At 66.0% G+C, this 26,573-nt stretch carries 24 protein-coding genes; 11 read left to right on the top strand and 13 right to left on the bottom strand.

Annotated features, from left to right (window positions below):
* Window positions 1-28: 28 nt before the first annotated feature.
* The 5 genes from BDOA9_RS17855 to BDOA9_RS17835 all read right to left on the bottom strand — a co-directional run bounded on the left by BDOA9_RS17855 (window position 29) and on the right by BDOA9_RS17835 (window position 6,144).
* Entirely contained in the window at window positions 29-976 is a 948-nt protein-coding gene (locus BDOA9_RS17855) for an ABC transporter substrate-binding protein (RefSeq protein WP_025035325.1), read from the bottom strand.
* Between the two features lie 98 nt (window positions 977-1,074).
* On the bottom strand, window positions 1,075-2,115 hold the full coding sequence (locus tag BDOA9_RS17850) for an ABC transporter permease subunit (protein WP_025035324.1): 1,041 nt from the start codon (window positions 2,113-2,115) through the stop codon (window positions 1,075-1,077).
* Window positions 2,108-3,631: a sugar ABC transporter ATP-binding protein gene (locus BDOA9_RS17845; protein ID WP_025035323.1), complete on the bottom strand. Its 1,524-nt coding sequence runs from the start codon at window positions 3,629-3,631 to the stop codon at window positions 2,108-2,110. Before BDOA9_RS17845 ends, BDOA9_RS17850 begins: the two co-directional genes overlap by 8 nt.
* A 130-nt stretch (window positions 3,632-3,761) precedes the next feature.
* On the bottom strand, window positions 3,762-5,207 hold the full coding sequence (gene xylB / locus BDOA9_RS17840) for a xylulokinase (protein ID WP_025035322.1): 1,446 nt from the start codon (window positions 5,205-5,207) through the stop codon (window positions 3,762-3,764).
* 13 nt (window positions 5,208-5,220) lie between these two features.
* Complete coding sequence (locus BDOA9_RS17835) at window positions 5,221-6,144, bottom strand: LysR family transcriptional regulator (protein WP_025035321.1); 924 nt, start codon at window positions 6,142-6,144, stop codon at window positions 5,221-5,223.
* A 107-nt stretch (window positions 6,145-6,251) separates the two neighbouring features.
* Between BDOA9_RS17835 and BDOA9_RS17830 the strand changes: the two genes are divergently transcribed.
* The 11 genes from BDOA9_RS17830 to BDOA9_RS17780 all read left to right on the top strand — a co-directional run bounded on the left by BDOA9_RS17830 (window position 6,252) and on the right by BDOA9_RS17780 (window position 17,107).
* The gene (locus tag BDOA9_RS17830; protein WP_025035320.1) at window positions 6,252-6,575 is read left to right on the top strand and encodes a Dabb family protein; all 324 of its coding nucleotides are present in this window, start codon (window positions 6,252-6,254) and stop codon (window positions 6,573-6,575) included.
* Window positions 6,572-7,651 carry a maleylacetate reductase gene (locus BDOA9_RS17825; RefSeq protein WP_025035319.1) on the top strand — a complete coding sequence of 360 codons (1,080 nt, stop codon included), beginning with the start codon at window positions 6,572-6,574 and terminating at the stop codon, window positions 7,649-7,651. The genes BDOA9_RS17830 and BDOA9_RS17825 overlap by 4 nt, the downstream gene beginning before the upstream one ends.
* Before the next feature lie 4 nt (window positions 7,652-7,655).
* The gene (locus BDOA9_RS17820) at window positions 7,656-9,020 is read left to right on the top strand and encodes an amidohydrolase family protein (RefSeq protein WP_025035318.1); all 1,365 of its coding nucleotides are present in this window, start codon (window positions 7,656-7,658) and stop codon (window positions 9,018-9,020) included.
* A 21-nt stretch (window positions 9,021-9,041) separates the two neighbouring features.
* The gene (locus BDOA9_RS17815; protein WP_025035317.1) at window positions 9,042-9,944 is read left to right on the top strand and encodes an NAD(P)-dependent oxidoreductase; all 903 of its coding nucleotides are present in this window, start codon (window positions 9,042-9,044) and stop codon (window positions 9,942-9,944) included.
* Between the two features lie 14 nt (window positions 9,945-9,958).
* Complete coding sequence (locus BDOA9_RS17810; protein ID WP_025035316.1) at window positions 9,959-10,843, top strand: intradiol ring-cleavage dioxygenase; 885 nt, start codon at window positions 9,959-9,961, stop codon at window positions 10,841-10,843.
* A gap of 51 nt (window positions 10,844-10,894) precedes the next feature.
* Window positions 10,895-12,289, top strand: a complete 1,395-nt coding sequence (locus tag BDOA9_RS17805; RefSeq protein WP_025035315.1) for an FAD-linked oxidase C-terminal domain-containing protein — start codon at window positions 10,895-10,897, stop codon at window positions 12,287-12,289.
* Window positions 12,286-13,809, top strand: a complete 1,524-nt coding sequence (locus tag BDOA9_RS17800; RefSeq protein ID WP_025035314.1) for a sugar ABC transporter ATP-binding protein — start codon at window positions 12,286-12,288, stop codon at window positions 13,807-13,809. The genes BDOA9_RS17805 and BDOA9_RS17800 overlap by 4 nt, the downstream gene beginning before the upstream one ends.
* Window positions 13,802-14,752, top strand: coding sequence for an ABC transporter permease (locus tag BDOA9_RS17795; protein WP_025035313.1), 951 nt, complete (start codon window positions 13,802-13,804; stop codon window positions 14,750-14,752). Before BDOA9_RS17800 ends, BDOA9_RS17795 begins: the two co-directional genes overlap by 8 nt.
* Window positions 14,749-15,726, top strand: a complete 978-nt coding sequence (locus BDOA9_RS17790) for an ABC transporter permease (protein WP_025035312.1) — start codon at window positions 14,749-14,751, stop codon at window positions 15,724-15,726. Before BDOA9_RS17795 ends, BDOA9_RS17790 begins: the two co-directional genes overlap by 4 nt.
* Before the next feature lie 42 nt (window positions 15,727-15,768).
* Entirely contained in the window at window positions 15,769-16,743 is a 975-nt protein-coding gene (locus BDOA9_RS17785; RefSeq protein ID WP_025035311.1) for a sugar ABC transporter substrate-binding protein, read from the top strand.
* A 76-nt stretch (window positions 16,744-16,819) separates the two neighbouring features.
* Complete coding sequence (locus tag BDOA9_RS17780; RefSeq protein ID WP_025035310.1) at window positions 16,820-17,107, top strand: YciI family protein; 288 nt, start codon at window positions 16,820-16,822, stop codon at window positions 17,105-17,107.
* A gap of 251 nt (window positions 17,108-17,358) precedes the next feature.
* Here the strand turns inward: BDOA9_RS17780 and BDOA9_RS17775 are convergent, their stop codons facing one another.
* The 8 genes from BDOA9_RS17775 to BDOA9_RS17740 all read right to left on the bottom strand — a co-directional run bounded on the left by BDOA9_RS17775 (window position 17,359) and on the right by BDOA9_RS17740 (window position 26,561).
* Window positions 17,359-18,351: an ABC transporter ATP-binding protein gene (locus tag BDOA9_RS17775; RefSeq protein ID WP_025035309.1), complete on the bottom strand. Its 993-nt coding sequence runs from the start codon at window positions 18,349-18,351 to the stop codon at window positions 17,359-17,361.
* A complete protein-coding gene (locus BDOA9_RS17770) occupies window positions 18,348-19,337 on the bottom strand; it encodes an ABC transporter ATP-binding protein (protein ID WP_025035308.1) in 990 nt (329 codons plus the stop codon). Before BDOA9_RS17770 ends, BDOA9_RS17775 begins: the two co-directional genes overlap by 4 nt.
* A 43-nt stretch (window positions 19,338-19,380) precedes the next feature.
* Window positions 19,381-20,304 (bottom strand): ABC transporter permease, encoded by a 924-nt coding sequence (locus BDOA9_RS17765; protein WP_025035307.1) that lies wholly within the window; start codon window positions 20,302-20,304, stop codon window positions 19,381-19,383.
* Window positions 20,301-21,242, bottom strand: coding sequence for an ABC transporter permease (locus BDOA9_RS17760; protein WP_025035306.1), 942 nt, complete (start codon window positions 21,240-21,242; stop codon window positions 20,301-20,303). The genes BDOA9_RS17765 and BDOA9_RS17760 overlap by 4 nt, the downstream gene beginning before the upstream one ends.
* A 17-nt stretch (window positions 21,243-21,259) precedes the next feature.
* Entirely contained in the window at window positions 21,260-22,864 is a 1,605-nt protein-coding gene (locus tag BDOA9_RS17755; RefSeq protein ID WP_025035305.1) for an ABC transporter substrate-binding protein, read from the bottom strand.
* A 150-nt stretch (window positions 22,865-23,014) separates the two neighbouring features.
* On the bottom strand, window positions 23,015-24,685 hold the full coding sequence (gene nikE / locus BDOA9_RS17750) for a nickel ABC transporter ATP-binding protein NikE (RefSeq protein WP_025035304.1): 1,671 nt from the start codon (window positions 24,683-24,685) through the stop codon (window positions 23,015-23,017).
* The gene (locus tag BDOA9_RS17745; protein WP_025035303.1) at window positions 24,682-25,530 is read right to left on the bottom strand and encodes an ABC transporter permease; all 849 of its coding nucleotides are present in this window, start codon (window positions 25,528-25,530) and stop codon (window positions 24,682-24,684) included. Before BDOA9_RS17745 ends, nikE begins: the two co-directional genes overlap by 4 nt.
* On the bottom strand, window positions 25,527-26,561 hold the full coding sequence (locus BDOA9_RS17740; RefSeq protein WP_025035302.1) for an ABC transporter permease: 1,035 nt from the start codon (window positions 26,559-26,561) through the stop codon (window positions 25,527-25,529). Before BDOA9_RS17740 ends, BDOA9_RS17745 begins: the two co-directional genes overlap by 4 nt.
* Window positions 26,562-26,573: the final 12 nt, after the last annotated feature.

Raw genomic sequence — 26,573 nt, 5'->3', positions numbered from 1 at the left:
TCGAGCGCCTCCAGCAGCGGACGATGCCTTACTGGGAACGATCCGAGGTCCAGCCCTTGTACTGGGCGACGTTGTCCCTGGTCACGAGCTTGGACGGCAGCAGCTCGACGGTCGACGCCGGCTTCTGGCCGTTGAGAATGCCGACACCGACCTGCACGGCCCGCCGCGCCATGAAGAACGGGTCCTGCGACGCTGAGGCCTGGATCTGCGGCGATTGCGGATCTTTCAGCGCCGCCTCGATATCGGGCGCGCCGTCGACGGCGGTGATGACGATGCCCGTGCGGTTCTGCTGGCGCGCCGCAAGGTCGGTGCCGATCGCCTGCGGATCGTTGATGGCGAAGATGGCGTCGATCTTGGGGAAGCGGGTCAGATAGCCCTGCGCGACGGTGAGGCCGCCCTCGCGCGAGCCCTTGCCGTCCTGGTCGCTCGACAACACCTTGATGCCGGGATTCTTCGCGAGCACGTTCTTGCAGCCGACCACACGGTCGATCACGGCGGAGACCTGCGGCCCGTTCTCGATGATGACGTCGCCCTTGCCGCCCAATTTGTCGACGATGTACTGGCAGGAGATCTCGCCGGCCTGCACGTTGTTCGTGGTCACGGTGGCATCGGCACCCTCGGCCGCGGTGTCGACCGCGACGACGACGATGCCAGCGGCCTGCGCCTTCTTGATGGCCGGCCCGATCGCCTTGGGATCGCCGGGATTGAGCAGGATCAGGTCGACGCCGGCGGCGATGAAGTTGTCGATCTGGGTGACCTGCTTGCCGAGGTCGTATTCGAAGCCGACCGCCGTGATCTTCACGTTGGGATTGGTCTTCTTGGCCTCGAACTCGGCGCCCTTCGCCAGCGCGACGAAGAACGGGTTGCCCATCGATCCCAGCGAGACGCCGATCGACTTGAGCTCCTTGGCGGAGGCTGGTGCGGTGGTCAGGGCAAGCGCCATGGCGGCCCCAGTGAGCATAATCGTCTTCAACATGGTCTTCCTCCCTGGTCTGTCTTCGTCCCCGCGCGGCAGACCAGTTGCCGCAACGGAATCTCCTCTCAAGCCATGCGCACATCGCCGCGCGCCAAGCCTCAAGTCCTCGCGGAGCCTTGCAGCCGGTAGCGGTCCAGCGCCACGGCGCCGATGATCACGAGGCCCTTGATCACGTATTGCCAGATGTCGGAAACGCCGATGAGGATGAGGCCGTTGGACAGCACGGCAATGATCAGCGCACCGACAAGCGTGCCCCAGATCGAACCGATGCCGCCGACGAAGGAGGTGCCGCCGAGGATCACGGCGGTGATCGCATCGAGCTCGTAGGACTGGCCGAGCTGGAGGCCGTTGGCCGCATAGAGCCGCGCCGCCTGCATCGCGCCGCCGAGCCCGGCGAAAAGTCCGGAGATGCCGTAGACGAAGATCAGGACGGCCCAGACCTTGATGCCGGCAAGCCGCGCTGCACTCTCGTTTCCGCCCACGGCATAGATATGCACGCCGAGCACGGTCCGGCGCAGCACCAGCCAGGAGACGAGAATGACCAGCAAGGCGATTACCGAGAGCCACGGGATCGACGCAACGCCGGGAACGAGGGTCAGCGACCCGTTGCCGATGAAGGCATAGGGAATGGAGGGATTGAACACGGTAGTGTCGGCCCCGAGCAGCCGCGCCAGGCCGCGCACCGCGGTGAGCGAGCCGAGCGTGACGATGAAAGGCGGCAGGCGAAGCAGCGCAATCAGCGCGCCGTTGACGATGCCGAAGACGAGGCCGGTGAGCAGCGAGGCCGGCAGCCACAGCATCCCGAGCTCCGGCACCTTGGAGAGCGTCAATCCCGCCATCGCGGAGGCCGCCAGGATCGAGCCGACCGACAGGTCGATGCCGCCGGTGAGGATGACGAAGGTCATGCCGGCGGCGAGCACGGTGTTCACCGCGGCCTGCTGCAATACGATGCCGAGATTCTGTCCGGTGAAGAAGCGGCCTTCCGACAGCACGTTGAAGCCGATGCAGAGGATCAGCAGCACCGGCAACATGCCCAGCGCGCTGATCAGCATCCGCATCCGCTGGCGTCTGGTTTCCGCGGCAGCGCCGTTGGTCGGGGTCGATGCCGGCTTCGCCCCCACCGCACCCTTGTCAGGCATCGAGATGCTCCATCCCCGTGGCAAGCCCCATGATGTCTTCCTGCGCCAGCGGCGAATTCGGTCCGCGGCTGACCTCGCCGGCGATGTGCCCCGCACGCATGACGACGACGCGGTCGCAGATGCCGATGATCTCGGGCAGATCGGACGAGATGACGAGGATCGCCGTGCCGGCCTTGGCGAGATTGTCGATGATCGAATAGATTTCCGACTTGGCGCCGACATCGACGCCGCGCGTCGGCTCGTCGAGGATCAGGACCTTCGGTGCGATGGCAAGCAGCCGGGAGAGCAGCACCTTCTGCTGGTTGCCGCCTGACAGGCCGCCGGCGGGAACGCCGACATTGGCGGCGCGGATGCTGAGGCCTGCAAAGGCGCGGTCGGCGCGCTCGCGGGCCTTGTCGCGGTCCAGAATCCAGCCGAGCTTCGCGTCGCGGCCGAGCACGGCGAGGTTGATGTTGTCCAGACACGACATGTCGAGAAACAGGCCGAGCGCCTTCCTGTCTTCCGTCAGATAGGCGATACCGGCCTCGAGCGCCTCGCCCGGCGTGCGGATCTCGACCGGACGCCCCTCCAGCTCGAGCCGGCCGGAGATTTTCGGCGACGCACCGATGATGAGATGCGCAAGCTCGGTGCGACCGGCGCCGATCAGGCCGGCGAGGCCGACCACCTCACCCGCATGCACGGTGAGCGAACAGCCCTTGACGCGTCCGCCATCGGCCATGTCGATCGCCGCGAGCACGGGATGCCCCCGCCCCGCCTTCGGATCATGGTCCTTCTTGTAGAATGAGGAGACGTCGCGGCCGACCATCAGCCGCACGATGGTGTCGGCGCGGATCTCGGGCTTGTCAAGCGAGCCGACCAGGCGACCGTCGCGCAGCACGGTGACGCGATCGCCGAGCGCGTAGACTTCATCCATGCGATGCGAGATGTAGATGATGGCAAGCCCCTCGGCGCGAAGCTGGCGGATCAGTGCGAACAGCCGCTCGCTTTCGGCGGCCGACAACGAGGTGGTCGGCTCGTCCATGATGAGAATTTTCGACCTGACGTGCAGCGCACGCGCGATCTCGACCAGCTGCCGCTGGCCCATGGACAGATGCGCCACCAGCGTCGAGGGCAGGAAGTCCGCGCCGAGGCGCTTCAGGATCGGGCCGACGCCCTCGCGCATGGCGCCGTGCGCCAGCAAGCCCGAGCGCGAGACCTCGCGTCCCAGATAGATGTTCTCGGCAACGCTGAGATTCGGAGCCAGCGACAGCTCCTGATAGATAATGGAGATGCCCGCCGCGCGGCCGCCGAGCGGGCCTTCGATCCGCACCGCCCTGCCCTCGATGTGGATCTCGCCGCCCGGGTCAGGCCGGTAGGCGCCGGACAGGATCTTCATGAGAGTCGACTTGCCGGCGCCGTTCTCGCCCATCAGGGCGTGAATTTCACCGGGATAGACGGTGAGATCGACGGCCCGCAGCGCCTTGATGCCGAAGAAGGTCTTCGAGACCCCGCGCATCTCGAGGATCGGATCGTTCATCGTGCCTCCCGGCGCACAATGCGTTTCCCACCCGCGTCTCGATGTTCTGCCAGCGCGGTTCGCGCATTAAACAAAAGGCCGCGGCACAGGGCAACAGCGAACAGACGGAAATGCTCAAATCGAAGCGATGCTAGTGACGCGGCCGATACAGTTCACGCCAGGCGGGAAGCCGCTCGGCATAGGCATCGGTCAGCCCGGCGTCAGGTTCGAATGTCTCGATGCGCTGCGGACGTGTGCACACGGCGTCGATTGCCTCACCGCTGACAGCAAGCCGCCCCAATCTCGCCGCACCGAACGCGGCGCCGGTCTCACCTCCGGCGAAGCGATGAACCGGAACATTGAGCACATTCGCCAGCACCGAGAGCCAGAAGGCCGAGCGTGAACCGCCGCCGATCACGTCGGCTTCCGCAATCTCAATGCCGGCATCCGCGAGCGCATCGCGGCAATCGGCAAGCGCGAAGGCCACACCTTCGAGCACCGCCTGCACGATCGTCCCGCGATCGGTGCCGTGGCTGAGACCATCCAGCATGCCGCGCACGACGGGGTCGTCGTGCGGCGTCCGCTCGCCGGCGAGATAAGGCAGGAAGCTCACGGGCGACGGCGATCGCGCTCGTGCTCCCAGCGGCGCCAGCAGCTCGGTCTCGGTGGCGCCGAACAGGCGCGCGAGCCAGGCGAGGCAGGAGGCGGCCGAGAGGATCGCGCCGGCCTGAATCCACATGCCGGGAATGGCATGGCAGAACGTGTGCACGACGCGGTCGGGATTGGCGGCGATCCTGTCGGTCGGAGCCATCAGCGCACCCGAGGTTCCCAATGATATGAAGGAGGCTCCCGGCCGGATTGCGCCGATGCCGACGGCGCCCGCGGGGTTGTCACCCGCACCGCCCGCGATCACGGGCTGCCGCTTCATGCCCCAGCGCCGCGCGAGCTCGTTGCGCAATGTCGTTGCGGGTGCGCATCCCTCGACAAGGCGCGGCATGTGCTCGCGTGTCAGGCCGGTCGCGGCCAGCGCTGCATCCGACCAATCGCGGCGCGCCGCGTCGAGCCAAAGGGATCCCGAGGCGTCCGAGACGTCCTCGACGGCCTCGCCCGACAGCACCAGTCTCAGATAGGCCTTTGGCAGCAGAACGAGTTTGGTCGCCGCGAAGATCTCGGGCTCGTGCGTGGCGATCCAGAGCAGCTTTGGCGCGGTGAAGCCCGGCATCGCCTTGTTGCCCGTCACGGCGCGCAAGGCGGGCCAGCGTTGCTCCAGGACACGGCACTCGTTGGCCGATCGTCCGTCGTTCCAGAGGATGCAGGGCCGCAGCGGCCTCGCGCTCGCATCGAGCAGCGTGGCGCCATGCATCTGGCCGGACAGCCCGATGCCTGCGACCGCGGCCAGTGCGCCGGCGTGCGTCGCCTTGAGGGCATCCAGCGTGGCAAAGGCCGCATCGATCCAATGCGCCGGATCCTGCTCGGAATAGCCGGATTGCGGCGAGGCGGTCGCGAGCGCCCGGCTCTCGCTCGCGATCACGCGCTGGTCGTCGTCGACGAGAACCGTCTTGACCGCCGACGTGCCGAGATCGATGCCGAGATACATGGAGGCTTCCCGCTCACTTCGCCGCGTCGATCCAGATCCCCGGCTCCGAATGGTCCCGGATGTAGCTGACGAGGAAGTCGGAGAACACCCTGATCTTGGCGGGCAGCCTGACGCGATTCTGATAGGCGATGTTCATGGTGAGCAACGGCAGCTGCCAATCCCGGAGGACAGACACCAGCCGGCCGGCCGCGATATCGCCCTGCACGATATAGAGCGGCTGGATCAGGATGCCGAGCCCCGCCCGCGCTGCACCACAGATGATCTGGCCGTCATTGCTGTCGAGCGTCGGCGCGATCCGGATCGTCTGCGTCGTGCTGCCCTGGCTCAGCCGCAGCGAATAGGGATCATTGGCGAGGTTGTAGATCAGCATGTTGTGACGGGCGAGATCGGCGGGATGCTCGGGCCGGCCGTGCTTCTCCAGATAGGACGGAGCCGCCGCAAGCACGCGGTGCATCTGGCCGATGCGGCGGACGACGATGTTTGAATCCGGCTCCTGCTCGCGCGTGCGGATCGCAACGTCGATGCCGGCCTCGATGAAGTCGAGATAGCGGTTTGCGCTGATGATCTGCACGCTGAGATCAGGATAGAGCGCGCGGAAGGCGGGCAGCATCGGCGCGAGATAGATCATCGCAAAGGAGAGCGAAGACGTCACGCGCAGCATGCCTTTCGGCGACAGCGCGCGGTCGGAGACGGCGTCCTCGGCTTCGGCGAGCTCGTTCAAGAGCGTGCTGCAACGCTGCAACAGCTCCTGCCCGGCTTCGGTCAGCCATTGCCGGCGCGTATTGCGCTCGATCAGCCGCACCGCCAGCCGCTCCTCCAGCGCACTGAGATGGCGGCTCGCGGCCGCGTTCGACATCCGCAGGATTTCGGCGGCCTTGGACAGGCTGCCGAGCTCAGCGGTTTTGGAGAAGACTTCGAGTTGGAGCAGCCGGTCCATTTTTGCAAAAACAGGAAAAGAGACTTACAAAATTTGACCTTTATTTCCGTTTTCTGCAAGGCAAAATAGCCTCAACAACGCATAATCGCAGGCGAGGAAATCAGGAAATGTCGGGCCCGATCAGGCACATCGTGATGTGGCGGCTGCGCGGGGAGACCCCTGCGGAGCGCTCCGCCGCCCGGCTCAAGGTCAAGACCCTGTTCGAGGGCCTCAAGGGCCGGATCGACGGCCTCACCCATATCGAAGTCGGCATGGACGTCAGCGGGGTCGATTACGCCTGCGACGTCGTGCTGTTCTCCGAATTCACCGACCAAGCCGCGCTCGCCGCCTATGCCAAGCACCCGGAGCATCTGCGCGTGCGTGAGGCACTGGGCGACTTGCGGATCGGGCGCTTCCAGGTCGATTATCCCATCAAAGAGACCGGCGCATGATCGGTTCGTTCACCTTTGAAAACCTGCCCTGCCGCGTCGTGTTCGGCAGCGGCACGCTTGCCTGTGCCAAGGCCGAGGTCGAGCGGCTCGGCGGCAAGCGTGCGCTGGTGCTGACGACGCCGCAGCAGGAGGCGCAGGGCAAGAGCCTGGGGGCCGCGCTCGGTCCGCTCTATGCCGGCATCTTTTCCGGCGCCACCATGCACACGCCGGTCGAGGTCACGGAACGCGCGCTCGCGGCGATGAAGGCGTGCGAGGCCGATTGCGTCGTCTCGCTCGGCGGCGGCTCGACCACGGGCCTCGGCAAGGCGCTGGCGTTGCGCACCGGGATCAACCAGCTCTGTATTCCCACCACCTATGCCGGCTCGGAGATGACGCCGATCGTCGGCCAGACCGAGAACGGGCTGAAGACCACGGTGCGCGATGCGGCCGTGCTGCCGGAGACCGTGATCTACGACGTCGACCTGACGCTGACGCTGCCGGCAAGCTTGGCCGCCACCTCCGGCATCAACGCGATCGCGCATGCGGTCGAGGCGCTCTACGCCCGCGATGCCAATCCTGTGACGTCGCTGATGGCGGAAGAAGGCATCCGTGCGCTGGCGCGCGCTTTGCCCGCGATTGCCGCCAAGAGCGACGATCGCGAGGCCCGCACTGAGGCGCTCTATGGTGCATGGCTGTGCGGCGTCTGCCTCGGCACAGTCGGCATGGCGCTGCATCACAAGCTCTGTCACACGCTCGGCGGCACTTTTGATCTGCCGCATGCCGAGACGCATACGATCGTGCTGCCGCACGCGCTGGCCTACAATGCACCGGCTGTACCCGATGCGATGGCGCGCATCTCCCGCGCGATCGGCGCGGCCGACGCATCGCAGGGACTTTACGACCTCGCCAAGCAACTGGGGGCAAAGCTCGCGCTGCGCGACGTCGGCATGCCCGAGAGCGGCATCGACAAGGCGGCCGATCTCGCCGTCACCAATGCCTATTGGAACCCGCGCCCGCTCGAGCGTGGCGCCATTCGCGACTTGATTGCACGCGCCTGGGCGGGCGAGCCGCCAAGCGCTGTGAAAGCGGCGGCGTGAGGCGATGCGGCGCACGCTGATCAGATCGGCCATTGTCATCAGCATGGATGACGCGATCGGCGATCTCTCGACCGGCGATGTGCTGGTCGAAGACAGCCGGATCGCCGACGTGCGGCCATCGATCGAGGTCGCGGCCGAAACGGAGGTCATTGACGGAACGGGCCGCATCGTCATCCCCGGCCTGATCAACGCGCATATGCACACCTGGCAGACCGGCTTGCGCGGCTTTGCCGCCAACTGGACGCTGCTGGAATACTTCCGCCGCATGCATGCGGGCCTTGCCACCGTGTTCCGGCCCGACGACATCTACATCGCAACCCTCGTCGGCGCGCTGAACCAGATCAATTACGGCGTCACCACGCTGGTCGACTGGTGCCATAACAACCCGACGCCCGATCATACCGACGCCGCCGTGCGCGGCTTGATCGAGAGCGGCATCCGCGCCGCGTTCTTCCACGGCTCGCCGAAACCCGAGCCGAAGCCGGGCGAGCCGCATTTCTCGGAAGTGCCGCATCCGCGCCGCGAGGTCGAGCGGCTGCTGACAGGCCCCCTCGCCGACCGCGACGGGCTCGTCACGCTCGGCCTCGCCATTCTCGGCCCGCATTATTCGACGCTCGACGTCGCCATGCACGATTTCCGCCTGGCGCGGGAGCTGAACCTGATCGCATCGATGCATCAGGGCGGCGGCCCGGCCAAGACGCCCGGCGGCTGGGAGAAGCTGCTCGCGGCCGGTCTCGTCGGCCCCGGCATCAACATCGTCCATGGCAATGATCTGCCTGATGAACTCCTGGACCGGATGGTCGATCTCGGCGTGTCCTTCTCGGTGACACCCGAGAACGAAATGATCCAAGGCCATGGCTTTCCGATCACCGGCCGCCTACTGAAGCGCGGCGTGCGACCGACCGTCGGCATCGACCTGGAATCCGTGCTGGCCGGCGATCTCTTCTCCGCCGCGCGCGTTGCGTTGTCGATGCAGCGGGCGCTCGATAATGCGGAATCGCGTAAAGTGAGCGGCACCATTCCAGCTACCACCACTATCCCACTCCGCGAAGCGCTGCGCTGGATCACGACGGAAGGCGCCCGGATGCTCGGCCGCGAGCGCCAGATCGGCTCGTTGACGCCGGGCAAGCTCGCCGACCTCGTCGTCATCAATGCCTCCGATCTCAATCTCCTTCCGGTGCACGATCCCGTCGCAACCGTCGTGATGCAGACGAGCCTTGCCAATATCGAGGCCGTCATGATCAACGGCGCCTGGAAGAAGCGGAATGGCCGGTTGCTGTGTGACGGGCTGGAGGAGAAGAAGCAGCTGCTGGCGCAATCCGGCCGGCGGCTTGTGCAGGATATCGAACGACAGGGACGCGCTGCCTGACGGCGCCAACGGACAACAACAATGACTGACGCTTCGAAGAATGTTGCTTTCATTGGCATCGGCAAGATGGGCCTGCCGATGTCGGTCCTCGTCTCCAAGGCGGGCTACGCCGTCACCGCGTTCGATCAGAACGCGGCGCGGATCAGCGAGGCACGTGCGCAAGGCATTGCGATCGCGGCTTCGCCGGCCGAGACCGTGAGCGGCAAGGCGGCTGTCGTCACCTCCTTGCCCGACGACGCTGCCCTGCGCGGCGCGCTGCTCGGTCCCACCGGCATCATTGCCGCGATGATGCCCGGAGCCGCTCTCATCGAAACCAGCACCGTGAGTGTCGAGGCTTCCACCGAGGTTGCAGCTGCCGCACAGGCACGCGGCATCGCCTATCTGCGCTCGCCGGTCTCCGGCAATGCCAGCATCGTTCACACCGGCGCGCTGACCTGTTTCGTCTCGGGTCCAAAGGACGTCTTCGAGAGCGCCAAGCCGCTGTTCACCGCCTTCACCCGCGCCCAGACCTATCTCGGTCCCGCCGAGGAAGCGCGTTACGCAAAACTCTCGGTCAACCTGATGATCGCGGTGTCAGCCGCGATGATGGCCGAGAGCCTGGCGCTGGCGCGCAAGGGCGGCATCGCCTGGCAGGATATCTTGAAGGTACTCGACGACAGCGCGGTGGCCTCCCCCATGGTCAAGTACAAAACCGCACCGCTGCGGACCCGCGACTTCGAGTCCACCTTCTCCTGCAAGCAGATGGCCAAGGACCTCGACCTGATCCTCGGCGCGGGCCATGCTGTCGGCGTACCGCTGCAGCTCGCCGCGCAAGTGCGCGAGACCTACGGCTCGCTCGTCGCACAGGGCGACGGCGACACCGACTTCATTGCGACCGTCAAGCATCTCGAACGGCTGTCCGGCCTCGGCGAGCCAAAACTCTGATCGCGGAGATTCACATGCGTAACTTCAACGAGACCACCATCACCGACGCCGTTCTGGAGCGGATCGCGGGCGCGACCGATCCGCGCATCAAGCAGGTGAGCGAAGCGCTGGTGCGGCACTTGCACGCCTTCGTCCGCGAGGTGCGGCCGACCCAGAAGGAGTGGGAGTACGGCATCGACTTCCTGACCCGCACCGGGCACATGTGCACCGACAAGCGCCAGGAATTCATTCTGCTGTCGGACACGCTCGGCGTCTCCATGCTGGTCGATGCCATCAACCATCCGGTGCCCGAAGGCGCGACCGAGACCACGGTGCTCGGACCGTTCTTCGTCCAGGCCGCGCCGGAGAAGGACAGCGGCGCTGACATCTCCGGACCGATGGAAGGCGATCCGATGCTGGTCACCGGCTCGGTCTCGACCGTGGACGGAAAGCCGCTCGCCGGCGCCATCGTGGACGTCTGGCACTCCGACGACGACGGCTATTACGACGTGCAGCAGCTCGACAAGATCGGCGATCTCGCGATGCGCGCGCGCTTCCACACCGACGCCAACGGCCGCTTCCATTTCTGGTCGATCAAGCCGGCCGCCTACCCGATTCCGCATGACGGGCCGGTCGGCGAGATGCTGGAGGTGCAGGGACGCCATCCCTGGCGCCCGGCGCACGTGCACTTCATGATCTCAGCGCCAGGTTTCGAGCAGCTCGTGACGCACGTGTTCGTTGCCGGCGACCAATATCTCGACAGCGACGTGGTGTTCGGCGTCAAGGACAGCCTGATCCGCGAATTCGTCCGTCATCCCGCCGGCCGTGCGCCGGATGGTCGCATGGTGGAGCACGACTATTTTCATCTCAACTATGATTTCGGCCTGAAGCAGGTCGCAAGTAACGCAAGAGCCGCTTAAGCTCGACGACGGACCGACAAGAGTCCGCAAAACAGGGAGTGGAGCTTTAGGATGGGACCGCGGATCAGCACGGGCATGTTGGCCGAGCGCCTCACCGGCATGATCGGTTCGCGCGCGAGCGTCGCGCGCGGCGTGCTCGATCAGCATGGACAGAGCGAGTCGCACTACCAGAGCCTGCCGCCCGACATCGTGGTCTTCCCTGAGACCACGCAGGAGGTCGCCGACATCGTCAAGCTCTGCGCCGGCGTGGGCATGCCGATCGTCCCGTTCGGCGCCGGCACCTCGCTGGAAGGCAATGCAGCCGCGGTCGCCGGCGGCGTCTGCTTCGACTTCGCGCGCATGAACAAGGTGCTGGCCGTGCACGACAGCGACATGGACGTTGTGGTGCAGCCCGGCATCACGCGCAAGCAGCTCAATGCCGAGCTGCGCAACACCGGCCTGTTCTTCCCAATCGATCCCGGTGCCGATGCCTCGATCGGCGGCATGACCTCAACGCGCGCCTCCGGCACCATGGCGGTGCGCTACGGCACCATGAAGGACAATGTCATGGCGCTCGAAATCGTGCTGGCCGACGGCCGCGTGATCCGGACCGCGCGGCGCGCACGCAAATCGGCCGCCGGCTATGATTTGACGCGCATGTTCGTCGGTGCCGAAGGCACGCTGGGCGTCATCACCGAGATCACGCTGAAGGTACACCCGGTGCCGCAGGCGATCTCGGCCGCGGTGTGCAGCTTCAACACCCTGCACGATGCCGTCGATACCGCGATCTCCGTGATCCAGTCCGCGATTCCCGTGGCGCGCATCGAGCTGCTCGACGACGTCATGATGCGCGGCATCAATGCCTATGCCAAGCTCGGCTATCGCGAGGCGCCCACCTTGTTCTTCGAGTTCCACGGCTCCGAGAGTTCGGTCGCCGAGCAGGCCGAGGCCGCGCAGGCGATTGCCGCCGACCATGGCGGCCACGGCTTTGCCTGGGCCAAGGCACAGGAAGACCGCAGCCGGCTCTGGCATGCCCGCGACAACACGCTCTATGCGGGCCTCGGCCTGCGGCCCGGCGCCCGCGCCGTGATCACCGATGTCTGCGTGCCGATCTCGCGGCTGGCGGAATGCCTGACCGAGACGCGTCGCGACGCCGACGCGCACGGCTTTACCGCGCCGATCGTCGGCCATGTCGGCGACGGCAATTTCCACATGCTGATCCTGATCGATCCGACGAAGCCCGAGGAGGCCGAAGGCGCCAAGGCGCTGCAGGCGCGCATGGTCGCCCGTGCCATTGCCATGGACGGCACCTGCACCGGTGAGCACGGCATCGGGCTCGGCAAGATCGACTATCTCACCGATGAGCTCGGCGAGGCCGTCGACGTCATGCGATCGATCAAGGCGGCGCTTGATCCCAACGGCTTGATGAACCCCGGAAAGATCTTTGCGAGGGAAGCCAAGACATGAGCGACGCGCTCCCGATCGAGGTCACCGCGCCCACGCCGCTGCTGGAGCTGCGCGGCATCAGCAAGGAGTTTCCCGGCGTCAAGGCGCTCGACGACGTGTCCTTTGCCGTCTATCCCGGCGAAGTCCATATGCTGCTGGGCGAGAACGGCGCCGGCAAGTCGAGCCTGATGAAGGTGCTGTGCGGCGCCTACCGCGCCGACGCCGGCGAGTTCTATTACAACGGCGCACCGGTCGCGATCTCATCGACCGCGGATGCGCAGAAGCTCGGCATTGCCGTGATCTTCCAGGAATTCTCGCTGGTCCCCCACCTCGACATCGCCCAGAACATCTTCTTGGGGCGCGAGCCGAAGGGCCGCATTCCCGGCACGATCGACCGCCGCAGGATCCTGGCCGACGCAAGGCGCGTGCTCGATACCATCGGCTTCGACATCGATCCTGCCACCACCGTCGACAAGCTCGGCGTCGCCCAGCAGCAGATGGTCGAGATCGCCAAAGCGATCAGCCAGAACGCCCGCATCCTCGTCATGGACGAGCCGACTGCGGCGCTGTCCGACCGCGAGACCGAGCTCTTGTTCGCGCTGATCGGGCGGCTGAAGGCCGACGGCGTCTCGATCGTCTACATCTCGCACCGCATGGCCGAGGTGTTCGCACTCGGCGATCGCATCACCGTGCTGCGCGACGGCCGCCGCATCGATGGCGTCCGTCCCGCCGATGTCACACCGGACCAGCTGGTCCGCATGATGGTCGGCCGCAACGTCGACATGACCTATCCGCGCCATTTTGCCGACAAGCCCGGCGAGGTGCTGCTCGAGGTCAAGGGCCTGAGCGCGTCGACGGGAATCTCCGACATCAACATCGAGGTGCGCCGCGGCGAGATCGTCGGGCTGTGCGGGCTGGTCGGCTCCGGCCGCAGCGAGGTCGCCCGCGCCATCTTCGGCGCCGATCCCGTGACATCGGGCGAGATCATCTTCGACGGCAAGAGCATGTCCGGCGAGCCCGACCTCGCCGCCCGCCGCGGTATCGCGCTGATCCCGGAGAGCCGCAAGAGCGAAGGCCTCGCCTTGCTGCGATCCGTCAGCGACAATCTGGTGGTGTCGGCGCTGAAAAAGCTGTTCCCGAGCGGGCTGTTCGACCAGCGCTCGGCCCAGCGTGCCGCCGACGGCCTGATCCGGCAGCTCCGTATCGCAACACCGAGCGCACGCCAGACCGTCGGCCTGCTGTCGGGCGGCAACCAGCAGAAGGTCGTGATCGGCAAATGGCTGGCCGCCGGCTCGAAGCTCTTCATCTTCGACGAGCCGACGCGCGGCATCGACATCGGCGCCAAGTCGGAAATCTTCGCGCTGATCGACCGCCTCGTCGCGGACGGCGCGGCGGCGTTGATGATCTCGTCCGAGCAGGTCGAGATCTGCCATGTCTGCGACCGCGCCTATGTGATGCGCGAGGGGCGCATCGCCGGGCATCTGACGCGCAACGAATTGACGGAGGAGAACATCGTGCGACTGGGGATGCATCATGCGTGAAGCCGCGGTCATCTCACAGCCCAATCCACTGCAGCGCATCCCCGGCGTCGCCATCGTGCTGGTGCTGCTGATCGCGCTGTTCAGCGCGATTGCGCCCGGCTTCCTGTCGGTCGCCAATCTTTCCAACGTGCTGGTGCAGTCCACCATCCTGCTGATGCTCGCGCTGCCCATGACCTTGATTATCATGACCGAGGGGCTGGACCTGTCGATGGGCGCGGTGCTGACGCTGACCTCGCTCTGCGTCGCGATCGTCTCGCTTGCGACCAAGTCGATGCTGCTGGGCCTCGGTGCCGGCCTTCTGGTCGGCACCGCCTTTGGCGTCGCCAACGGCTGGCTGGTCGCCATAACAGGCATTCCCCCCTTCGTCGCGACCCTCGGCACGCTCGGCATGGCGCAAGGCCTGTCACTGATCGTCAGCGACGGCCAGAGCGTTGTCGGCATTCCCCACAGCGTGCGCGACATCTATTCGGCGACGCTGCTCGGCATTCCGGTGCCGATCGTGATGGCGCTGGTCACCTATGCCGTCTTTCACGGCCTGCTCTATCACACCCGGTTCGGCACCTACATCTTCGCGCTCGGGGGCAACCGCGAGGCGTTGCGCTATGCCGGCCTCTCGCCCAACAAGCTGCTGATCGCGGTCTATGCGATCGGCGGCGCCATGGCCGGCATCGCCGGCCTTTTGATGACCGCACGCATGAACTCCGGCCATCCCACCGCCGGCCTCGGGCTCGAGTTCGATGCCATCGCGGCCGTCGCCGTCGGCGGCACCTCGTTCGAGCGCGGCAATGGCTGGCTGCTCGGCACCCTGCTCGGGGTCCTTTCCGTCGGCGTGCTCCGCAACGGCCTGAACCTGATCTCGCTGCCCTCCTCGGTACAGGTCGCCAGCGTGGGCGTGCTCGTCATCCTTGCCCTGTTCCTCGACGGCCTCAGGAGCCGCACATGACCGACATCACCAAGGGCGCCATCGCCCCGCCCCGCTCCTTCCTGTCGCAGGACGCGGTCCAACTGTTCTATCGCCTGCTCGCGGCCTTCCTGATCTGCGCAGTGCTCGCCGTGCTCAGCGATTCCTTCCTGACGCTCGGCAACATCCTCAATGTGCTCCGGCAAGCGAGCCTGACCTTCTTCATCGCCTCCGGCCTGACGCTGGTGGTGCTGACCGCCGGCCTCGATCTCTCCGTCGGCGCCAATGTCGCGCTGTCGGCCTGCATTGCCGGCACCGTGATCCACACGACCGGCTCGCCGGCGCTCGGCATCCTCACCGGGCTTGCCTGCGGCGGTCTCGTCGGCCTCATCAACGGCGTCATGGTCACGGCGCTCCGCATTCCGTCCTTCATCGCCACCTATGGCATGCTCTGGGTGCTGAACGGCCTCACTTACTGGTACATGGCGGGTGAGACCCTGCACGGCTTCCCGGCCGGCTTTCGCCAGATCGGCAGCGGCTATCTGTTCGGCCTGCCCATTCCGGTCTACCTGCTGCTGGTCTTCCTCGGGATCGGGACGTTCTTCGCCCAGCGCACGGTCTGGGGCCAGGAGATCTATGCGATCGGCGCCAATCCGGTCGCAGCAAGGCTCTCCGGCATTCCGGTCGCACGCCGCCTGTTGCTGGTCTACGCGGTCTCAGGCACCATGGCGGGGCTCGCCTCGATCATCTTCCTGTCGCGGCTCAATTCAGCCGAAGCCGACATCGGCGAAAGCCTGACGCTGCCGGCGATTGCGGCCGTGCTGATCGGCGGCACCTCGCTGTTCGGCGGCGTCGGCACCGTGTTCGGCACCTTCATCGGCGCGCTGATCCTGACCCTGGTGCTGAACGGCATGAACTTGCTGTCGGTCAGCGCCAATTGGCAGCCGCTCGTCACCGGAATCATCGTCATTCTCGCGGTCTGGCTCGACATGAAGACCCGCCGCCGCGCGCAATGAGCATCTAGAGATCCAACAAGCAAAATGAGGGATGGAGGCAACATGAAAAAGACACTGGGCTATCTGGCGCTGCCGCTGCTGATGGCGGCTGCGTTCACCACCGGAGCGCGCGCCGACGGCGAAACCATCGCGGTCTTCACCAAGAACCAGACCAACCCGTTCTTCCAGACGGTGCGGGTCGGCGCCGACAACATGGCGAAGGTGATGAACGCGAAAACGCTGCAATACATCCCGACCAAGCCGGACTCGATTCCCGAGCAGCTCAGCCAGATCGAGGACGTCGTCGTGAAGAAGCCGAGCGCGATCGTGTTCACGCCGGTCGACTACAAGGCGATGGTCCCCGGGGTCGAGAAGATCAACGAGGCCAAGATCCCGGTCGTCAACATCACCGACCGTTCCGCCGGCGGCAAGTTCCTGTCCTTCGTCGGCGCCGACGATTACAGCCTGGGGCTGGAGACCGCGCGCTTCCTGCTCAAGACGCTCGGCGGCAAGGGCAACATCGTCATCATCGAGGGCGTCAAGGGCTCGCTGACCAATGTCGACCGCGTCCGCGGCTTCAACGATGCGCTGAAGGAAGCGCCCGGCGCCAAGCTTTTGGCCTCGCAGCCCGGCAATTATCAGCGGCTCCAGGCGCTCCAAGTCATGGAGAATCTGATGCAGTCGAATCCGCAGATCGACGGCGTGCTGGCGGCCAACGATGCCATGGCGGTCGGCGCGATCGAGGCGCTCGACGGCGCCAACCGCAAGGCGCAGGTGATCGGCATCAACGGCACCAAGGAGGCGATCGACGCGATCAAGTCCGGCAAGCTGCTGGCCAGCGGCGACTACAACGGATTTGCGCAAGGCTGCCTCGGCACCATGATGGCGATCCGCTCCTTGCGGGGCCAGCCGGTCATCAGCGAGATCGTGCTGAAGCCGACCGTGATCACCAAGGACAATTACGGGCCGTTCGACGTGCCGCTGGAGCAGCGGACCTGCCCGACCTTCGAGGACGCCGGCAAGCTCAGCGCGAAGTAGACGGCCCGATCACCGCAAGCCCGGACGGCCGCAGCCCGCGGCCGTCCCAACAATGAAGCCAAGAAGCGGAGACACCATGCTGTTCGCCATTCACGCCGTCGACCGCGCCGGCGCGCTGCCGACGCGGCTCGCCAATTACGATGCCCACAAGGCTTTCCTCAGTGACACCTCGCGCTTCGGCGTCAAGATCGTGATGTCGGGGCCGCTGGTGTCCGACGACGGCCAGACCATGATCGGCAGCCTGTTCCTGATCGAGGCCCCTAGCCGTACCGAAGTCGAGGCCTTCAATCGCGCAGATCCCTTTGCCGCAGCCGGCATCTGGGACAAGGTCACGATCACCGGCTTCCTGCGCCGGCAGGGATGAGCCCCTCATCGAAAGTGCGAAAACAACCCCATGCACAGTAGAACGGGGCTTGTTTTCGCTTACGAATTTCCGATGCACCGCACGGCCTCGGATCCGGGGCCAATGCCGACCCAAATCGGCGGTGGATTTTGACTCGTCGGGCAAAACAGGGGCATAATGCCATCATCACCCGATGTCAGTGCCGTCCTCCGTCGAAGCGCCCACCCCAGGCGTGGGCGTGAGCGCGCGACGCGGACTGGCGTCAGGTCCCTTCAACTGCTCATTGCCGGCGCAGCTTCTTCCAGGTGGCACGCCACCCACTGCTCGGGACCCGCCGCGCGCAGCGTCGGCTCCTCGCTCCGGCAACGATCGAACACGAACGGGCAACGGGTGTGAAAGCGACAGCCCTTCGGCGGGTTGATCGGGCTCGGCACGTCGCCCTTGAGGATGATGGGATTGCGCTGGGCTCCGGGCTCCGGCAGCGGCACCGCCGACAGAAGCGCCTTGGTGTAGGGATGCCTTGGCGCGGCAAAGATCTCGCGGCGCGGCGCCACCTCGACGATCTTGCCGAGATACATCACCGCCACGCGGTGGGTCATGTGCTCGACGATGGCGAGATCGTGGCTGATGAAGAGCAGCGCGAGGCCGAACTCGCTCTGAAGATCCTGCAGCAGATTGACGATCTGCGCCTTGACCGAAACGTCGAGCGCGGAGACCGCCTCGTCGCAGACGATCAGCTCGGGTTCGGCCGCCAGCGCCCGCGCGATGCCGATGCGCTGGCGCTGGCCGCCGGAGAATTCGTGCGGCCTGCGGTTCAGCGCCTCGCGCGGCAGGCGCACCGTGTCCATCAGCGATGTGACGCGAACCTCGAGATCCTGCGCGGACTTGGCGAGGCCGAAATTGCGGATCGGTTCGGCGAGAATGTCGCGCACGCGCATGCGCGGATTGAGGCTGGAGAACGGGTCCTGGAACACGACCTGCACGCGGCGGCGCATCTGGCGCATCGTGCTCGGATGCGCGTCGTCGATGCGCTGGCCGTCGAGGATGACCTGGCCCGAGGTGATGTCGAACAGCCGCAGGACGGCGCGGCCGACCGTCGACTTGCCGCAACCGGACTCGCCGACCAGCGACAAGGTCTCGCCGCGCGCGATCTCGAACGACACGCCATCGACCGCATAGACGAATTCGGTTTGTCGCCCGAAGAGGCCCTTGTTGACCGGAAAATGCTTCTTGAGGTCGTTGACCTGGAGCAGCGGAACACTCATGCCGCGATCGCTCCCTTGGCGGCGTAATGGCACGCGGCGATGTGGCGGGGGCCCTTCTCTTCCAGCCCCGGCGCAAATTGGCGGCAGAGATCGGTCGCGAGCGCACAGCGCCCGGCGAAGACGCAGCCGGTGATCGGCTTGCGCAGATCCGGCACCTGCCCGGGAATCTCGGCAAGCCGTCTTGCCGTGCCCGTCAGCGAGGAGCCGAGCCGCGGCACCGCGCCAAGCAAACCTTGTGTGTAGGGATGACGCGGCGAACGGAACAGCTCCGCCACCGGCGCCTCCTCGACCTTGCGGCCGGCATACATCACCATGACGCGCTCGGCGATCTCGGCGACGACGCCGAGATCGTGGGTGATCAGGATGATGGCCGCGCCGACCCGGCTCTTCAGGTCCAGCATCAGCTTCAGGATCTGCGCCTGGATTGTCACGTCGAGCGCGGTGGTCGGCTCGTCCGCGATCAGGAGCTTCGGATTGCAGGCCAGCGCCACCGCGATCATCACGCGCTGGCGCATGCCGCCGGACAGCTGGTGCGGATATTCGCCGACGCGCCGTTTCGGCTCGGGAATGCCGACCAAGGTCAGCATCTCGACCGCGTGCGCCTCCGCCGCCTGCTTGTCGAGACCTTGATGGATCATCAAGGTCTCGCGGATTTGGCGCCCGACGGTGAGCACCGGGTTGAGGCTCGTCATCGGTTCCTGAAAGATCATCGAGATGTCGTTGCCGCGGATCGCACGCATCTCGCGGTCGGACAGCCTCAAGAGATCCCTGCCCGCGAAGCGGATGCTGCCTGCGATCCGGCCCGGCGGCTCCGGAATCAGCCGCATCAGGGACATCGACGTCACCGACTTGCCGCAGCCGGACTCGCCGACGATGGCGAGCGTCTCGCCCTCGTTGACATGGAAGGACACCCCGTCGACCGCGCGGTTGATGCCGCCGGGCGTGCGGAAATGGGTCTGGAGGTTCTCGACTTCGAGCAAAGCCATCGCGATCAGCCTCGATCCATCACAGGCAACATCACAGACAACATCAAAGACTCTTGGCCATGCGCGGGTCGAGCGCATCGCGAAGGCCGTCGCCGAGCAGATTCACGGCGAGCACGGTGACGGACAGGAACGCCGCCGGGAAGAACACGATGTAGGGCTTGACCTGCCAGAGCGCGCGGCCCTCCGCCATGATGTTGCCCCATGACGGGATGGTCGGCGGCGTGCCGGCGCCGATGAAGGACAGGATCGCCTCCGTGATCATGGCGCTGGCGCAGATGTAGGTCGCCTGGACCAGCATCGGCGCAACCGTGTTGGGCAGGATGTGGCGCAGGATGATCATCGGCGTGCGCGTGCCGCAGGCCACGGCCGCGTCCACATAGGGCTGCTCGCGCAAGGACAGCACGACGCTGCGGACGAGGCGCGAGACGCGCGGGATCTCGGCGACGGTGATGGCCAGGATGACGTTGCCGACGCTGCCGCGCGTCAAGGCCATCAGCGCGATCGCCAGCAGGATCGGCGGGATCGACATCAGCCCGTCCATGAACCGCATCAGGATGCCGTCGGCCCAGCGGATGAAGCCGGAGACCATGCCGATGGCAAGGCCGATCGCCGAGGCAAAGATCGCGACCGACAGGCCGACCGTCAGCGAAACCCGCGCGCCGTACAGCACGCGCGAATAGATGTCGCGGCCGAGCACGTCGGTGCCGAACCAGAAATCGGCCGACGGCGCGCGGGTGCGCTTGGCGGGCGCAAGCGCGGTCGGGTCGACCGTGCCGAGGTAAGGCGCAAAGACCGCGATCAGCACCAGCGTCAGCAGCAGCGCGCCGCCGATCGCGACCGTCGGGTGGCCGCGCAGCAGGCCGACGAAGCCGCGCCTTATCCTGACCGGCCGCAGGATCTCGGGCAATTGCGGCGCAAGGACGAGGCCGGCCGGAAGCGATTGCGGGTTGACGGTGGTGTCGGTCAATAGCGGATCCTCGGGTCAACGAGCGTGTAGACGACGTCGATCATCAGATTGACGAGGACGTAGACGAAGCTGAACAGCAGCACGATGCCCTGGATCACCGGATAATCGCGGCGCAGGATCGCATCGATGGTGAGGCGGCCAAGGCCGGGGATCGCGAACACGCTCTCGGTGACGACCGCGCCGCCGATCAGGAGCGCGATGCCGATCCCGATCACGGTGACGATCGGCACCGCCGCGTTCTTCAGCGCGTGGATGAACAGGATGCCGCCCTGCCCGAGGCCCTTGGCCTTGGCGGTGCGGATGTAGTCCTGCTGCAGCACTTCGAGCATGGCTGCCCGCGTGATGCGTGCGACCAGCGCGATATAGACGCAGCCCAGCGCGATCGCCGGCAGGATCAGGTTCTCGAGCCACGGCCAGAAGCCCTGGCTGAGCGGCGTGTAGCCCTGCACCGGCAGCCATTCCAGCTCCAGCGCGAAGATGTAGGCGAGCATGTAGCCGACCACGAAGACGGGCAGTGAGAATCCGAACACGGCAAAGCCCATGATGACGCGATCGATCAGGCTGCCGGCCTTCCATGCCGCCACCACGCCGAGCGGCACCGCCACCACGATCGTGAGCAGCAGCGTGACGATCATCAGCGACAGCGTCGGTCCGAGACGCTGCCCGATCATCGCCGACACCGGCAGGTTGGTGAAGATCGAGGTGCCGAGATCGCCGTGCAGGATGCGCCAGACCCAGCCTCCGAACTGGACCAGGAAGGGCCGGTCCAGCCCGAGGCTCTGGCGGATGCGCTCCACATCCTCCGGGCTTGCCTGATCGCCCGCGATCACCACGGCCGGATCGCCGGGCGCGATGTAAAGCAGGCTGAACACGAACAGCGCGACGATTGCCATGACCGGCAAGGTCGCGACGATGCGACGGAGGATGTAGGAGAGCATCTGGCCTCAGCGCACGATCATGCGGACTTCGACACGCCCCAGAAGAACGGCAGCGGTCCCTTGGCAACGCCGGTGACGTTCTTGCGCCACGCGGTGTAGCTCAGGAAGAAACCGGTCGGCGCGTAGACGACGTCATCGATCGCCGCCTTGTTGAGGCGGCCCATGGCGGCCTTCTCCTCGTCGATGTTCTTGGCCTCGAACCAGGAGGCGACCTCCTTTTCGGTGGCCTCGCTGGTGGGCCAGCCGAACCAGGCCTTGTCGCCGTTGGCGCGAATGGCGGTGTAGGGAGCCGGATTGACGCAATCCGCGCCTGCGTGCCAGGTGTGGAACATGTTCCAGCCGCCCTGTCCCGGGGGCGTCTTCTGTGCGCGGCGGGAGCCGACCGTGCCCCAATCGGTTGCGACGAAGTCGACATTCATGCCGAGCTTCTTGAGAAGGTCGGCGGTGACGTCGCCCATCGCCTTAGTGATCGGCTGGTCCTGCGCGACGAGGCACGTCACCGGCTGGCCGGAATAGCCGCTCTCGGCGAGCAGCTTCTTGGCGGCGTCCAGATCGCGCTTGCCCTTCAGGATCTCGCCGCCGACTTCAGTGTAGAGCGGCGTATCCGGCGTGAAGTAGCCGGGCAGCGGCTTCCACAGCGAATTGTCGTCGCCGACGATCGCGCGCATGTAGTCTTCCTGGCTGAGCGCCATCAGCACCGCACGCCGCGCCCTGACGTCGTTGAACGGCGGATAGAGGAAGTTCATGCGGAACGAGCCGATATTGCCGAGGGGATCGCCGATATCGACGCTGATATTCTTGTTCTTCTTCAGAACCGGAACGAGATCCGCGATCGGGTTCTCCCACCAGTCGATCTCGCCGTTCTGCAACGCGGCCGCCGCCGTTGCCGGATCCGGCATGATCACCCATTCGACGCGGTCGACCATCACCTGCTTGCCCCCGGCCAGCCACGACGACTTCTCCTGCCGCGGTGAATAGTCCGCGAATTTCTCGAACACGGCCTTCGCACCGGGGACCCACTCGCTCTTGGCGAACTTCAGCGGACCGGAGCCGATATATTCGGAAATCTGCTTGAACGGATCGGTCTGCGCGATGCGCTCCGGCATGATGAAGCTGCAAGGCGAATTGTTCTTGCCGAGCGCGTAGAGCAATTTCGGGAAGGGCTGCTTCAGCACCCATTTGAAGGTGCGGTCGTCGACGGCCGTGAGCTCCTGCTGCAGCGCCTTGATCATCAGGCCCATCGGATCGCGCGCCGACCAGCGCGTCAGGCTTGCCACGACGTCCTTGCTGAGCACCGGCTCGCCATCGTGGAACTTGAGGCCGGGCCGCAGCTTGAACGTCCAGGTGGTGCCGTCGTCGGTCACTTCCTCGGACTCGACCATCTGCCGCTGCGGCCGGAACGAGGAATCGATGCCGTAGAGCGTGTCCCAGACCATCGCGGCGGCATTGCGCACGACATATTGCGTGCCCCAGATCGGGTCGAAATTGGCGAGATTGGCCTGGGGCACGAAACGCAGGGTGCGCGCCGCGGCACCCTGGGCGATCGCCGGGGCCGACAGGCCGCCCGTCAATGCCAGGCTGCCCGCGCCAGCCAGTCCCTTCAATACCGTCCTGCGATCCATGAAGTCCTCCCAGAAATGCCGTGATGCCAGCTGTTCATTGGCAAAGGGCAAGTGAAACCGAACCCATTTGCAAGCAAATGGTATGCCACTAAATGCGGCTTCGCCAGCGGGATCTCACCCTTTGGCGGTCCAGCAATGCGGGTTCGGGGCTCACAGAGCGGCCGCCAGCATCGGCCCGGTCTCGATATGCGGGATCGCCTCGACCAATTTGCGCGTGTAGTCGGTCTTTGGATTATCGAACAGCGCCCGGCTCTCGCCCTGCTCCACGATGCCGCCGTTGCGCAGCACGATGGTCCGCTCGCACAGCATGCGCACGACGTTGAGATCGTGGCTGACGAACAGCAGCGCAATATCGTTCTCGCGCCGGAGGCGATCGAGCAGCTGCAGCACCACCGCCTGCACCGAGACGTCGAGCGCGGCGGTCGGCTCGTCCAGCACCAGCAGCCGCGGCCGGCAGGCGATGGCGCGGGCGATGCCGACGCGGGCCTTCTGCCCGCCGGAGAGCTGATGCGGAAACCGCGGCAACAGATCGAGCGGCAGTCCGACCCGCTCGGCGCATTCTTCCACCCGTTTGCGCAAGCCTTCGCCCGCGCGCATGCCGCCCAGCCGCATCAAGGGATGGGCGATGCAATCGAACGCCGAGAAGCGCGGGTTGAGGCTCTCGTTGGGGTCCTGAAAGACCATCTGGATGTCTTTGCGCAACGGCGAGCGGTGGAAATCGCGCGCCGCCACGTGTCCGATCGATTGCCCGTCGAACACGATGTCGCCCTCGCTCGGATCGATCAGGCGGCAGATCATGCGCGAGGTCGTGCTCTTGCCGGAGCCGGATTCGCCGACCAGCCCGACGCTCTCGCCGCCCGCCATCGTCATCGAGAAGTCGGCCACCGCGGCGGCACCCTGATCGAAACGTTTTGCCAGTTTACGCACTTCCAGCAGCGGCGGGGTGCCGTGTGCTGGCTCCCGCCTGGACTTGCTCACGATAGGTGCGTAGCGCTCGCGCTCCTCCTCCGTCACGAGATCCTCGATCCGCGACGTCGCCGTCGGCGATGCCGCAACCAGGCGCCTCGTATAGGCGTGCTGCGGCGCGCTGAAAAGGATGCCGGGGCTCGCCTCCTCGACGATGCGGCCGCGCTCCATCACGGCGATGCGGCGGCAATAGCGCGCCGCGAGGCCGAGGTCGTGCGTGATCAGGATCGTGGCCATGCCTCGCGCGGCGGCAATGTCTGCCAGCAGATCCATCACCACCTTCTGCGTGGTGACGTCGAGGCCAGTGGTCGGCTCGTCCGCGATCAACAGCGCAGGATTGCAGGAGATCGCGATCGCGATCATGACGCGCTGGCACATGCCGCCGGAGAGCTCGTGCGGATAGGCGTTCATCCGCGCCTCGGGATCGCGGATCTGAACGGCGCGCAAGAGGTCCAGCGCCTCGGCACGCGCGGCCTCTTTCGAGATGCGCTTGTGGGTCAGGATCGCGTCCGCGATCTGCAGGCCGATGGCGCGGATCGGATTGAGCGCCGCCCGCGGATTCTGGAAGATCATCGACATCGCGGCGCCCTGCAGCTGCCGCAGGTCATCGCCGCGGAGCTTGGTGACGTCCTGCCCGCGGAACAGGATCTTGCCGGCGGTGACGCGGCCGGCGGCATCGAGCAGCCGCGTCGTCGCAAAGCCGGTGACCGACTTGCCCGAGCCGCTCTCGCCGACGAGGCCGAGCATCTCGCCGGCCTTCACCGTGAGCGTCACGCCGCGCACGGCCTCGACCATGCCCCGCCGCGTCGAGAACGCGACGTGGAGGTCGTCGATCCTGAGCAATTCCTCGCTCATGTGCGCATCCGGGGATCGAGAATGTCCCGCATGCCGTCGCCGAGAAGGTTGAAGCACAGTACCGCCAGCATCAGCGCAAGGCCCGGAAAGGCCACCAGCCACCAGCGTCCGGTCGAGATGAAGCGCGCCCCTTCCGCGACCATGATGCCCCACTCCGGCGTCGGCGGCTTGACGCCGAGGCCGATGAAGGAGAGGCCGGCGGCGTTGAGAATGGCCCAGCCCAGATTGAGCGAGATCTGCACCGCCATCGCCGGCAGGATGTTCGGCAGCAGGAAGCGCAGCACCACCGAGAAATGGCTCTCGCCGCAGGCGCGCGCGGCCTCGACCCAGCCGACATTGCGGCGGACGTTGACCTCGGCGCGCGCGAAGCGGATGTAGAACGGAAGATTGATGATCGCGGTCGCGATCACGATGTTCTCGATCCGGTTGCCCAGCGCTGCGACCATCGCCATCGCCAGCACGAACAGCGGAAACGCCATCATCACGTCGACGAAGCGGCCGACGGCGCGATCGAGCCGTCCGCCGGCGTAGCCGCAGAAGGAGCCGACGACGGCGCCGATCACGAAGGAGATGCCGACCGCGGTGACCGCGATGGCAAGGTCGAGCCGTGCGGCGATGATGAGACGGCTGAACACGTCGCGGCCGAGCTGGTCGGTGCCGGCGAGATGCGCGGCGCTCGGCGGCTGCAGCGCCTCCGACACATTGGAGACCACGGGATCATAAGGCACGATCCAGGGACCGAAGATCGCGACCAGGACGAACAGCGTCACTCCGGCCGCGGCCACCGCCGTGAGCGGATTGCCGCGCAGGATCCAGACCGAATGGCGAAGGGTTGCGCTGGTCATTCGATCGACACCCTGGGATCGGCGATGCCGTAGCAGATGTCCACGACGAGATTGACCAGCACGAACAAGCTGGCCATCAGCAGCACGAAGCCCTGCACCGGCGCATAGTCGGACGACAGCAGCGCATCGAGCGCATAGGAGGCAACGCCCGGCCAGGAGAACACTTTCTCCACCAGCACGTTGGCGCCCAGCATGGTCGAAAACACGATGCCGGCAATGGTGATGACGGGCAGGATCGCGTTGCGGAGCGCGTAAGTGACGACGACCTTGCGCCAGGACAAGCCGACCGAGCGCGCGGTGCGCACGAAATCGCTGCCGAGCGAGACCAGCATCGAGGCGCGGGTGATCCGCGCCAGCGGCGCGATCACGAACAGCGCCATGCTGACCGCCGGCAGGATCAATTGCCTGCAGGCCGCCCACCAGCCCTCGAAGTCGCCGGCGAGCAGGAAGTCGATCGACAAGAAGCCGGTGCGCTGCGGCGGCAGCGAGGTGAAGACGTCGATCCGACCGGTCGGATCAGGGGCCAACCCGAACAGATAGTAGAAGACGTAGATCAGGAGCAGGCCCGAGACGAAGGTCGGCACGCAGACGCCGAGGGCGCAGAACAGCCGCACGCCGTGATCGATGATCGATCCCGGCCGCAGCGCCGCAATGACGCCGAGCGGCACCGCCGCGATCAGCGCGATCAGGAGGGCGGTGAAGGTGAGCTCGAGCGAGGCCGGCAACCGCTCGCGCAAATCCTTCAGCACCGGCTGCCCGGTCATCATGGAGCGGCCGAGATTGCCGTGGCCGATGTCGGAGAGATAGAACACGAGCTGCTCCGGCACGGATTTGTCGAGCCCCATCTGCCTGCGGATCTGCTCGATCTCCTCCTTGCCGGCATTGGGCCCCGAGGCGAAGAACACCGCGGGGTCGCCGGGCAGCACGCGCATCAACAGGAAGGTGAAGACCAGCACACCGAACAGCGCCGGCAGCGACGACAACAGCCGCCTGCCCGCCCGCACCATCGTTGCACCGAGACCGGTCCTCACCATTCAGCGTCC

Source organism: Bradyrhizobium sp. DOA9 (genome assembly GCF_000617845.2).
Taxonomy (GTDB): Bacteria; Pseudomonadota; Alphaproteobacteria; order Rhizobiales; family Xanthobacteraceae; genus Bradyrhizobium.
This window is presented reverse-complemented; position numbering and strand designations above follow the sequence as displayed.

What these genes read in the sequence shown, in the direction of transcription:
- BDOA9_RS17855 (WP_025035325.1), bottom strand. Translation starts at nt 976, where the DNA reads ATGTTGAAGACGATTATGCTCACTGGGGCCGCCATGGCGCTTGCCCTG.
- BDOA9_RS17850 (WP_025035324.1), bottom strand. Translation starts at nt 2,115, where the DNA reads ATGCCTGACAAGGGTGCGGTGGGGGCGAAGCCGGCATCGACCCCGACC.
- BDOA9_RS17845 (WP_025035323.1), bottom strand. Translation starts at nt 3,631, where the DNA reads ATGAACGATCCGATCCTCGAGATGCGCGGGGTCTCGAAGACCTTCTTC.
- xylB (WP_025035322.1), bottom strand. Translation starts at nt 5,207, where the DNA reads ATGTATCTCGGCATCGATCTCGGCACGTCGGCGGTCAAGACGGTTCTC.
- BDOA9_RS17835 (WP_025035321.1), bottom strand. Translation starts at nt 6,144, where the DNA reads ATGGACCGGCTGCTCCAACTCGAAGTCTTCTCCAAAACCGCTGAGCTC.
- BDOA9_RS17830 (WP_025035320.1), top strand. Translation starts at nt 6,252, where the DNA reads ATGTCGGGCCCGATCAGGCACATCGTGATGTGGCGGCTGCGCGGGGAG.
- BDOA9_RS17825 (WP_025035319.1), top strand. Translation starts at nt 6,572, where the DNA reads ATGATCGGTTCGTTCACCTTTGAAAACCTGCCCTGCCGCGTCGTGTTC.
- BDOA9_RS17820 (WP_025035318.1), top strand. Translation starts at nt 7,656, where the DNA reads ATGCGGCGCACGCTGATCAGATCGGCCATTGTCATCAGCATGGATGAC.
- BDOA9_RS17815 (WP_025035317.1), top strand. Translation starts at nt 9,042, where the DNA reads ATGACTGACGCTTCGAAGAATGTTGCTTTCATTGGCATCGGCAAGATG.
- BDOA9_RS17810 (WP_025035316.1), top strand. Translation starts at nt 9,959, where the DNA reads ATGCGTAACTTCAACGAGACCACCATCACCGACGCCGTTCTGGAGCGG.
- BDOA9_RS17805 (WP_025035315.1), top strand. Translation starts at nt 10,895, where the DNA reads ATGGGACCGCGGATCAGCACGGGCATGTTGGCCGAGCGCCTCACCGGC.
- BDOA9_RS17800 (WP_025035314.1), top strand. Translation starts at nt 12,286, where the DNA reads ATGAGCGACGCGCTCCCGATCGAGGTCACCGCGCCCACGCCGCTGCTG.
- BDOA9_RS17795 (WP_025035313.1), top strand. Translation starts at nt 13,802, where the DNA reads ATGCGTGAAGCCGCGGTCATCTCACAGCCCAATCCACTGCAGCGCATC.
- BDOA9_RS17790 (WP_025035312.1), top strand. Translation starts at nt 14,749, where the DNA reads ATGACCGACATCACCAAGGGCGCCATCGCCCCGCCCCGCTCCTTCCTG.
- BDOA9_RS17785 (WP_025035311.1), top strand. Translation starts at nt 15,769, where the DNA reads ATGAAAAAGACACTGGGCTATCTGGCGCTGCCGCTGCTGATGGCGGCT.
- BDOA9_RS17780 (WP_025035310.1), top strand. Translation starts at nt 16,820, where the DNA reads ATGCTGTTCGCCATTCACGCCGTCGACCGCGCCGGCGCGCTGCCGACG.
- BDOA9_RS17775 (WP_025035309.1), bottom strand. Translation starts at nt 18,351, where the DNA reads ATGAGTGTTCCGCTGCTCCAGGTCAACGACCTCAAGAAGCATTTTCCG.
- BDOA9_RS17770 (WP_025035308.1), bottom strand. Translation starts at nt 19,337, where the DNA reads ATGGCTTTGCTCGAAGTCGAGAACCTCCAGACCCATTTCCGCACGCCC.
- BDOA9_RS17760 (WP_025035306.1), bottom strand. Translation starts at nt 21,242, where the DNA reads ATGCTCTCCTACATCCTCCGTCGCATCGTCGCGACCTTGCCGGTCATG.
- BDOA9_RS17755 (WP_025035305.1), bottom strand. Translation starts at nt 22,864, where the DNA reads ATGGATCGCAGGACGGTATTGAAGGGACTGGCTGGCGCGGGCAGCCTG.
- nikE (WP_025035304.1), bottom strand. Translation starts at nt 24,685, where the DNA reads ATGAGCGAGGAATTGCTCAGGATCGACGACCTCCACGTCGCGTTCTCG.
- BDOA9_RS17745 (WP_025035303.1), bottom strand. Translation starts at nt 25,530, where the DNA reads ATGACCAGCGCAACCCTTCGCCATTCGGTCTGGATCCTGCGCGGCAAT.